This window comes from Stenotrophomonas sp. (assembly GCF_032099025.1).
Lineage (GTDB): Bacteria > Pseudomonadota > Gammaproteobacteria > Xanthomonadales > Xanthomonadaceae > Stenotrophomonas.
Genome location: NZ_DAMCID010000050.1, coordinates 2695 through 10772 on the forward strand (window position 1 = coordinate 2695; position 8078 = coordinate 10772).

General features: G+C 68.4%; 8 protein-coding genes. 3 read left to right on the forward strand and 5 right to left on the reverse strand.

The window, feature by feature from the left end; translation table 11 throughout:
• Window positions 1–183: 183 nt before the first annotated feature.
• From RT456_RS19090 to RT456_RS19110, 5 genes are all read right to left on the reverse strand, one after another.
• On the reverse strand, window positions 184–564 hold the full coding sequence (locus RT456_RS19090) for an MGMT family protein (RefSeq protein ID WP_313348988.1): 381 nt from the start codon (window positions 562–564) through the stop codon (window positions 184–186).
• Window positions 561–1475: a DMT family transporter gene (locus RT456_RS19095; RefSeq protein WP_313348990.1), complete on the reverse strand. Its 915-nt coding sequence runs from the start codon at window positions 1473–1475 to the stop codon at window positions 561–563. Before RT456_RS19095 ends, RT456_RS19090 begins: the two co-directional genes overlap by 4 nt.
• A 79-nt stretch (window positions 1476–1554) precedes the next feature.
• Window positions 1555–2910, reverse strand: coding sequence for a glutathione-disulfide reductase (gorA, locus tag RT456_RS19100; protein WP_313348992.1), 1356 nt, complete (start codon window positions 2908–2910; stop codon window positions 1555–1557).
• Window positions 2911–2973: 63 nt separating this feature from the next.
• Window positions 2974–4191, reverse strand: coding sequence for a DUF418 domain-containing protein (locus tag RT456_RS19105; RefSeq protein ID WP_313348994.1), 1218 nt, complete (start codon window positions 4189–4191; stop codon window positions 2974–2976).
• 125 nt (window positions 4192–4316) lie between these two features.
• Window positions 4317–4796, reverse strand: coding sequence for a peptidylprolyl isomerase (locus tag RT456_RS19110; RefSeq protein ID WP_313348996.1), 480 nt, complete (start codon window positions 4794–4796; stop codon window positions 4317–4319).
• 111 nt (window positions 4797–4907) lie between these two features.
• Between RT456_RS19110 and RT456_RS19115 the strand changes: the two genes are divergently transcribed.
• From RT456_RS19115 to RT456_RS19125, 3 genes are all read left to right on the forward strand, one after another.
• Complete coding sequence (locus tag RT456_RS19115; protein ID WP_313348998.1) at window positions 4908–5447, forward strand: C40 family peptidase; 540 nt, start codon at window positions 4908–4910, stop codon at window positions 5445–5447.
• 131 nt (window positions 5448–5578) lie between these two features.
• The gene (locus RT456_RS19120) at window positions 5579–6358 is read left to right on the forward strand and encodes a C40 family peptidase (protein WP_313348999.1); all 780 of its coding nucleotides are present in this window, start codon (window positions 5579–5581) and stop codon (window positions 6356–6358) included.
• A gap of 246 nt (window positions 6359–6604) precedes the next feature.
• On the forward strand, window positions 6605–7942 hold the full coding sequence (locus RT456_RS19125; RefSeq protein ID WP_313349001.1) for a sigma-54 dependent transcriptional regulator: 1338 nt from the start codon (window positions 6605–6607) through the stop codon (window positions 7940–7942).
• Window positions 7943–8078 lie beyond the last annotated feature (136 nt).

An 8078-nucleotide genomic window follows, 5' to 3' on the forward strand; every position in this document is an offset into this window, starting at 1 on the left:
CGACGCGTCCCGCGCCGTGGTAGTGCCGGCCGCTGGCCGGCTATCGACGCGTCACGCGCCATGGTAGTGCCGGCCGCTGGCCGGCTATCGACGCGTCCCGCGCCGTGGTAGTGCCGGCCGCTGGCCGGCTATCGACGCGTCACCCGCCGTGGTAGTGCCGGCCGCTGGCCGGCTATTGGTCCTTCAGCCCGGCCCCCACAATGCCGCATCCAGTGCATCGCCGGCAGTGCGCGGCATGTGCTTCACCCGGCCGCGCTCCATGACCACGCCTTCGGCGCGCAGCCGCTGGCTCTGCTCGCGCCAGCCGCGCGAGCCTTCCGGCATGGCGATGCGCCCGTCCGAGCGCAGCACCCGGTGCCAGGGCAGGTCCGGGTCGTCATTCATGCCCAGGACTCGCGCCGTCAGTCGGGCCCGGCCCGGCAGCCCCGCCTTGGCCGCGACCTGCCCGTAGCCCATCACCTGCCCGCGCGGAATGGCACGGATCACCGCCAGGATGCGTGCGCGCGCCTGCGCCGCCGGATCGTCGGCGGGATCTGCCGGCGCGGTGGCCGCGCGCGGGCTCACGCGCGTACGCGGCTGACCAGCAGCACGCCGACCAGCACCAGCACCGTCCCCAGGATCTGACCCGGGCCCATGGGTTCGTCGAGCAGCCATAGACTCATCACAATGGTGGACACCGGCCCGAGCATACCCACCTGGGCGGCCAGCGACGAGCCGATCCGCTTCACCGCCAGCATGATCGCCATCACCGGCAGCACCGTGCAGACCGTGGCGTTGATCAGTGAGAGCCAGTACACCGGCTCCGGTGCCTGCAGCAGCGCGGGCAAGGGGTGCAGCACGGCGAAGTGCAGCACGCACAGCACGCAGGCCACGCAGCTGGCATAGGCAGTCAGGCGGATCGCACCGATGCGCGCCACCACCTGCCCACTGCCGAACAGGTACAACGCGTAGCTCAGGGCGCTGGCAAACACCAGCACGCTGCCCAGCACGATGCGCCCGCCTTCCAGCCGCAGGTCATGGCCGAAGGCCAGCAACACGCCCAGGTAGCTCAGCACCAGCGCGGCCAGTTGCCAGCGACCGGGCCGCTTCTTGAGCAGCACCAGGCTGATCAGCAGCACCAGGGTCGGGTTGAGATACAGGATCAAGCGTTCCAGGGTCACGCTGATGTACTGCAGTCCCTGGAAATCCAGCAGGCTGGACAGGTAGTAGCCGGTGAAGCCCAGCCACAGCACGCGGCCGCGATCGGCCCAGGACAGCGACGTGGCCCGCCGCGCCGACCACACGGCCAGCAGCGCGAACAACGGGAACGCCATCAGCATGCGCAGCGCCAGCAACGTGGTGGCATCCACGCCGTGGCGGTACGCCAGTTTCACGATCACCGCCTTGCCGGATGCGGCTATCGCACCGACGGCGGCGAGCAGAATCCCGGACGCGGCCAGGCGTGGGGAAGAGGTAGGGAGCGCATGTGCGGACATCGGCGATATTGTCGCATCGGCAACGACCCGTAGAGCCACCCCCTGGGTGGCTGCGTTCCCATCGGGGTGCCGATGCGCATCAACGCATCAACACCACCTCTTCCGCGCTGGTGGGGTGAATGGCTACGGTGTCGTCGAACTGCGCCTTGGTCGCCCCCATCTTCACCGCTACAGCGAAGCCCTGCAGGATCTCGTCGGCGGCTTCGCCGAGCAGGTGCACGCCCACCACGCGCTCCTCCTCACCCACGCAGACCAGCTTGAACAGGCTGCGCTGGGTGCCGTCGGCCAGGGCCTGCAGCATCGGACGGAAGTTGCTGCGATAGACCCGCACGTCGCCGTGGCGCGCGCGCGCCTCTTCCTCGCTCAATCCCACCGCGCCCAGCGCCGGGTGCGAGAACACCACGCTGGCCACGTTCTCATAGTCCATCTTCGCCTGCGGCTGGCCGCCGAACAGGCGGTCCATCAGCTTGCGCGCCGCCGCGATCGCCACCGGGGTCAGGCCGACCTTGCCGGCAATGTCGCCCACGGCATGCACGCTCGGTACGGCGGTGGTCTGCCACGCATCGACCTCCACCTCGCCCTTGTCGCCCACCACGATGCCCAGCGCCTGCAAGCCCAGGCCGTCGCTGTTGCCGCGTCGGCCCGTGGCGAAGAACACCTCGTCAAAGCGCGCCTCGGCCGGGCCATCATGCCCGTAGGCGATGAGGTCACCGCCCTCGCGGCGCAGCTCGCGCAGGCGGTAGTTGAAGTGCAGCTGCACCCCCTGATGGCGCAGGTTCTCGGCCAGCTGCGCGGTCAACTCCGCGTCGAACCGTTCCAGCAACCGCTCCCCGCGCACCAGCAGCGTCACCCGGCTGCCCAGCGCCTGCAGCAGGCCGGCCAGCTCCACGGCAATGTACCCACCGCCCACGATCGCCACGCGCTCCGGAGCGCCGCACAGGTTGAAGAAGTCGTCCGACACCGAGCCCAGTTCCGCGCCGGGAATGTCCGGCCGCTGCGGGTGCGCGCCGGTGGCGATGAGAATGTGCGCGGCGGTGAGCTGCACGCCATCGCTGCAGGCCACCGTATGCGCATCGAGCAGGTGCCCCTTGCGCGGCACCCGCACCACCCTCGTCTCGTCCAGGCGCTTGAGGTAACTGGCGTGGATGTTGGCGATATACGCCTGGCGATGCACCACCAGTTCCTTCCAGTCCAGCGCCGGCCGCACCGGCACGTCGAAGCCCATGGCCGCCGCCAGGCCGATTTTCCCGGAGAGATCGGCGGCCAGCCACATCGCCTTCTTGGGCACGCAGCCCACGTTGACGCAGGTACCGCCGAGTTCGCCCGGCTCCAGCATCGCCACGCGTTGGCCATGCTGCGCCGCGCGGAAGGCCGCTGCCAGTCCGCCGGAGCCACCGCCCAGCACGATCAGGTCATAGTCGTATTGCGTCGTCATGGGCGTCAGCATGCCATGTCCGGCCGCGAGTCATGCGTGAGGACCCCATCGGCATGCGGCGGCTCAGCGCCGCAGCGGTGGCCATTGCCCATACGTCATCGCGCGCCATATCCACTCCAGCGGACCGAAGCGGAAATGGCGAAGCCACGCATGGCTGAACAGCACCTGCAGGGCAAACAACAGCAGCGCAAACGGAATCTGCCAGGCGCGCGGCATCGTTTCGAACGCGCCCAGCCCGTAGCCGTAGAACAGCCAGGTGCCCACCAATGACTGCAGGATGTACTGGGTCAGCGCCATCCGGCCCATCGGCGCCAACCCGCGCAGGCGGTGCCGCCACTGCACGATCCAGGCCAGGTAGCCGAGGCACATCAGCAGGCTGGCCAGCGACGACAACGCGTAGGCCGCGCCGGTGGACGCAGTGAACGTGCCCGGTGCGAGGTACGGCACCCACAGCGCGCTGAGCAGCATCAGCGCCAGCCCGCAGGGCAGCGCGCCCCAGCGCAGCCGCCGGTACAGGGGCTCGAAGCGGGCCGGGTCGGCCAGCGCACCGCTGCGCGCGAACCAGCTGCCGATCAGGAACATGCCCAGCACTTCCGGCCCGATGATCAACGCCCCGGACAGTGACACGCCAAGATCGCTTGCCCGCTGCGCCACGGCCTGGGCGAAGCTGCCATGCCCGTACACCTGGCGCTGCAGTTCGATGGCCTGCTGGCCCTTCGCGATGGCGGTGCGCAATGCGGTGTCATCACCCTCCACCGGTGATGACAGCCCCAACAGCGCGCCCATCAGCAGCATCATCATCGCCGCACACAGATAGGTGGCCACGCCCATCGCCGGCAACCAGCGCTGCGGTGCCTCGCGGCAGGCCAGCAGCGGCAGCGACACCAGCGCGTAGATCACCAGGATGTCGCCAGACCAGATCAGCAGTGCGTGGCACAGGCCGATCACCAGCAGGCCCGCGCTGCGCCGCAGATAGAACGTGGTGAAATCGCGTCGCGCCGCCTCGGCGCGCTGCGCCATGATCGCGAAACCGGCGCCGAACAACAGCGAGAACAGGGTGAAGAACTTGCCCTGCACCAGCACGTAGACCAACGCATCGGCGACGTAGTCCAGCCCCTGCCAGTGCGGATCGATCCCGGTAAAGGCCAGGTCCAGCGGCCCGCTCAGCGCCTCCATGTTCATCAACAGGATGCCGAGCAGCGCCACCCCGCGCAGGATGTCGATGACGTCGATGCGGTCGCCGATGGCCACCGGCTGGAGGGGTTGGAGAGCAGGCTTCACGGTTGACTCGCGTTCCAGGCCGGACAGTATGCCGTCGCGTTCCAGCACGCGCCCGGCGTTTCGGGGATCCGGATACGCAACGGCCCGCCGAAGCGGGCCGTTGCATCACACGGACGAAGCAGCACTCAGTGCTGGTGGCCGCCGTCGCCGTGCACGTGGCCGTGCTCCAGTTCTTCAGCCGCCGCTTCGCGCACGTCAACGATCTCCACCGAGAAGTGCAGGTCCTTGCCGGCCATCGGGTGGTTCAGGTCGACGTCGACCACGGTCAAGCCAACCTTCTCGACGGTGACCGCACGCGGGCCGAAGTTGGTCTGCAGCACCACCTGCGAACCCGGCACCAGCTTCTCGTTGCCGAAATGCTTCTTGGGCACGCGCTGGGTCAGGCCTTCCTTGCGCTCGCCGTAGGCGTCGGCCGCCTTGACGTCGACCTCGAAGGTCGCGCCGGCTTCCTTGTCCATCATGGCGTTTTCCAGGCCCGGGATGATGTTGCCGTGGCCGATCAGGATCGCCAGCGGATCACGGTCCCTGGAGCTCTCGATCGGCTCCTGGCCCTGCTCGGCAACGGTGTAGTGGAAGCGGACGACGCGGTCTTTTTCGATCTTCATGCGGAACTCTTGTTCTGGAGGCTGCCAAGGCAGACGAGTGGGACGGGTTGTCGCCCGCCGGATACGCCGCCATCATGACGGCCTTCTGAGGCCGCGCATTATCCGGACATCATGCACATGACGCCAGTTCCGCGCTTGATCCGCTCTGTTGCCCGGGTTGCCTCCCTGCTCGCGCTGGCCCTGCTGGCGGCCTGTGGCGGCGGCAAAACCACCCGTCCCAGCCCGCCGCCGGCCTCGACCCAGGTCTGGCCGACCGTGGTGCCCAATGACCCGCAGGCCGCCAACGCGGTGCTGATGCGCGCCATCGGCCTGGTCGGCACGCCCTACCGCTACGGCGGCAACACACCGGAGACCGGGTTCGACTGCAGTGGGCTGGTCGCCTATGTCTATCGGGAAATGCTGGACCTGAAGCTGCCGCGCACCTCGCGCGATCTGGCCGCGGTGCAGGGTCCGAAGATCGATCCGCAGCGGCTGGCGCCCGGCGACCTGGTGTTTTTTGGTGACCGCGGCAACGTGTTCCACGTCGGCATCTACGTGGGTGAAGGGCGCTTCGTGCACGCCCCCAGCACCGGCGGAACGGTCCGGCTGGACTCGCTGTCCGGGAGCTACTGGAAACAGCACTACACGGGAGCGAAACGCGTCCTTCACTGAAATGAACAGGGGGAAGGGTTAAAAATGTGAGGTTCGTCACATTCATATAAACGGAAATTTAACGAAATTTGTACCTAATCACACGTCTTACACGGCATCATCACCCATCGTTTTTATTCAGTGACCGCCGCGTGACGACAGCCGACCTGACGTACCAAGGCCAGACCGCCGCTTCCAGGCGTATCGCCCGCCCCGCTTTTCTCGCCTTCGCCCTCTGCCTGGCCAGTGTTCCGGCTTGGGCACAGACCGCGCCGACGGCCGTCATCGACGCCGCGCAGGTCGCCACCGGGACTCCGGTTGAAGTCTCCGCCGCCGCCAAGCCGAAGGCTGACGCGCCGGCCCGCAGCAAGGCCGATGCCGCTGCCAGCGCCACCCTCGCCGCCCTGCTTCCGCACCTCGCGGCCAACGACACCATTCCGCTGATGGACCGCTCGGCCATGTTCGCCGGCGATCTGAGCCGCCTGCTGGCCAACTATGACGCCAGCACGGGCGCTACCGGTGCCGTGGTCGGCGGTGCCGCCGACAATGGCAAGGTGCAGTCGCTGCTGCGCCGCGCGATGACCCTGCTGGGCACGCCGTACCGCTGGGGCGGCACCTCGCCGGACAGCGGCTTCGACTGCAGCGGGCTGGTCGGCTATGTGTTCCGCACCGCGCTGGGCATCGAGCTGCCGCGCGTCTCGCGCGAGATGGCCCATGACGGCGAAGCCGAGCTGATCAACGACCGCAATGCGCTGGCCGCCGGCGACCTGGTGTTCTTCGGGCGCAAGGGCCGGGTTGACCATGTCGGCATCTATGTCGGCGAAGGCCGCTTCCTGCACGCCCCCAGCACCGGCAAGGACGTCCGCGTGGACAGCCTGGTCAGCGGTTACTGGAGCGGCAAGTTCATGCAGGCCCGCCGCGTCGAGCTCTGAGCCGGGCGGCCCGCCCGCCCCGCCTGAAGGCCGCTGCCCTGCAGCGGCCTTTTTCGTTTGGGGCGTCCGCGGCGGTGGCCGCTGGCGGTGCCAACCGGCGTTGTTCCTTCTGTCGTAGCAGGAATTCCCTGCGTGCGATCTGCCCCATCCAGCGACGGAGGGGCCGTTGATCCCGGCGTGGGGCGGCACGGCTGGGGGACGCTGACCAGGAGACGCCGCCCGGGAACTTTCAAGTGAAGGTGACGCATGGCGGCAGTCCCTGATTTCCCGGCCCGGTGTGTAATCTGGTTTGGGCACCCCCACGCGGCTGAGCGCGCCGCATTGGCTGCGGCCGGTTGGCAGGTGCGCGGCGTGGCCAGCAACGAGTGTGTGGCCATTGGCATGCGCAGCAACGATCTGATCGTGGGGCTGCTCGATCTGCGCGACGATGCGGCCCGCAATGTCGACCACCTGCAGGCCCTGCTCGACCAGCACCGGCATATGCGCCTGCTGGCAATCCTGCCGGCGGGCCCACGCCCCTCGCACCCGCAGTTGCAGGCGTTGCTGGGATACTGCGTGGACACCTATACGGCACCGCTGGACCTGCCGCAGCTGGTGCAGCGCCTGCTGCAGCTGGCCGACGGCGACCAGGCACGGTCACCCGCCGGTGCGCAGGCGCTGGTCGGGGACAGTGCGGTGCTGCAGGTCGCGCGGGCGGCGTTGCGCAAGTTCGCGCCGGTGGAGCTGCCGGTGCTGATCACCGGGGAGACGGGCACGGGCAAGGAGCTGGCGGCGCAGGCGCTGCATGCGCTCTCGCCGCGCCACGCGCGGCCCTTCCTGGCGGTGAACTGCGGAGCGATTCCTGCGGCGCTGGTGCAATCGGAACTCTTCGGGCATGAGCGCGGCGCCTTCACAGGTGCGGCGACGCGGCGGCTGGGTCTGTTCGAGACGGCCAGCGGCGGCACGGTATTCCTGGACGAGATCGGGGACCTGCCGCTGGACGCGCAGACGAATCTGTTGCGGGTGCTGCAGGAGGGCACGATCGAGCGTGTGGGCAGCAATCATCCACAGTCGGTGGATGTGCGGGTGGTAGCGGCCACGCATGTGGACCTGGAGCAGGCGGTGGAACGCGGACAGTTCCGTCGCGATCTGTTCTACCGGCTCAATGTGCTGCGCCTGCCGATGCCACCGCTGCGCGACCGTGGCAGCGACATCGTGCTGCTGGCAGAACACTTTCTGGCCAGTTTCCGCCACCGGCATGTCACGCGGGCACGCGGCTTCACCACGGACGCACGGCAGGCGCTGATGCGTTTCAACTGGCCGGGCAATGTGCGGGAGCTGCTCAATCGGGTGCAGCGGGCGGCGATCGTAAGCGAGGCGGAACTGATCGGGGTGGCGGATCTGGAGCTGCTGCCACCGCAGGTGGAGATGCCGCAGCGGCTGCTGCACGATGCTCGCCAGGCGGCCGAGCGCGATGCGCTGCTGCACGCGCTACGCCAGAACGCATTCAACATCACGGCCTGCGCGCGCACGATGCAGGTCTCACGGGTAACGGTGTACCGCCTCTGCCGCAAGCATCAACTCGCCTTGCCCGAGCTGCGCTGAACGTTCAATGCAAACGCCGAACGCTCTGGTCTGCGGTTTTCTGGAAGCTTGGTGCAGGATCTTCGATCGGGTTCATCGCGCGCGTTGAGGGCCCCGCCGCGGCCGGCAGGCCCCTATGCAAATGTCCCCCGGCGTC

What these genes read in the sequence shown, in the direction of transcription:
- RT456_RS19095 (WP_313348990.1), bottom strand. Translation starts at nt 1,475, where the DNA reads ATGTCCGCACATGCGCTCCCTACCTCTTCCCCACGCCTGGCCGCGTCC.
- gorA (WP_313348992.1), bottom strand. Translation starts at nt 2,910, where the DNA reads ATGACGACGCAATACGACTATGACCTGATCGTGCTGGGCGGTGGCTCC.
- RT456_RS19110 (WP_313348996.1), bottom strand. Translation starts at nt 4,796, where the DNA reads ATGAAGATCGAAAAAGACCGCGTCGTCCGCTTCCACTACACCGTTGCC.
- RT456_RS19115 (WP_313348998.1), top strand. Translation starts at nt 4,908, where the DNA reads ATGCACATGACGCCAGTTCCGCGCTTGATCCGCTCTGTTGCCCGGGTT.
- RT456_RS19125 (WP_313349001.1), top strand. Translation starts at nt 6,605, where the DNA reads ATGGCGGCAGTCCCTGATTTCCCGGCCCGGTGTGTAATCTGGTTTGGG.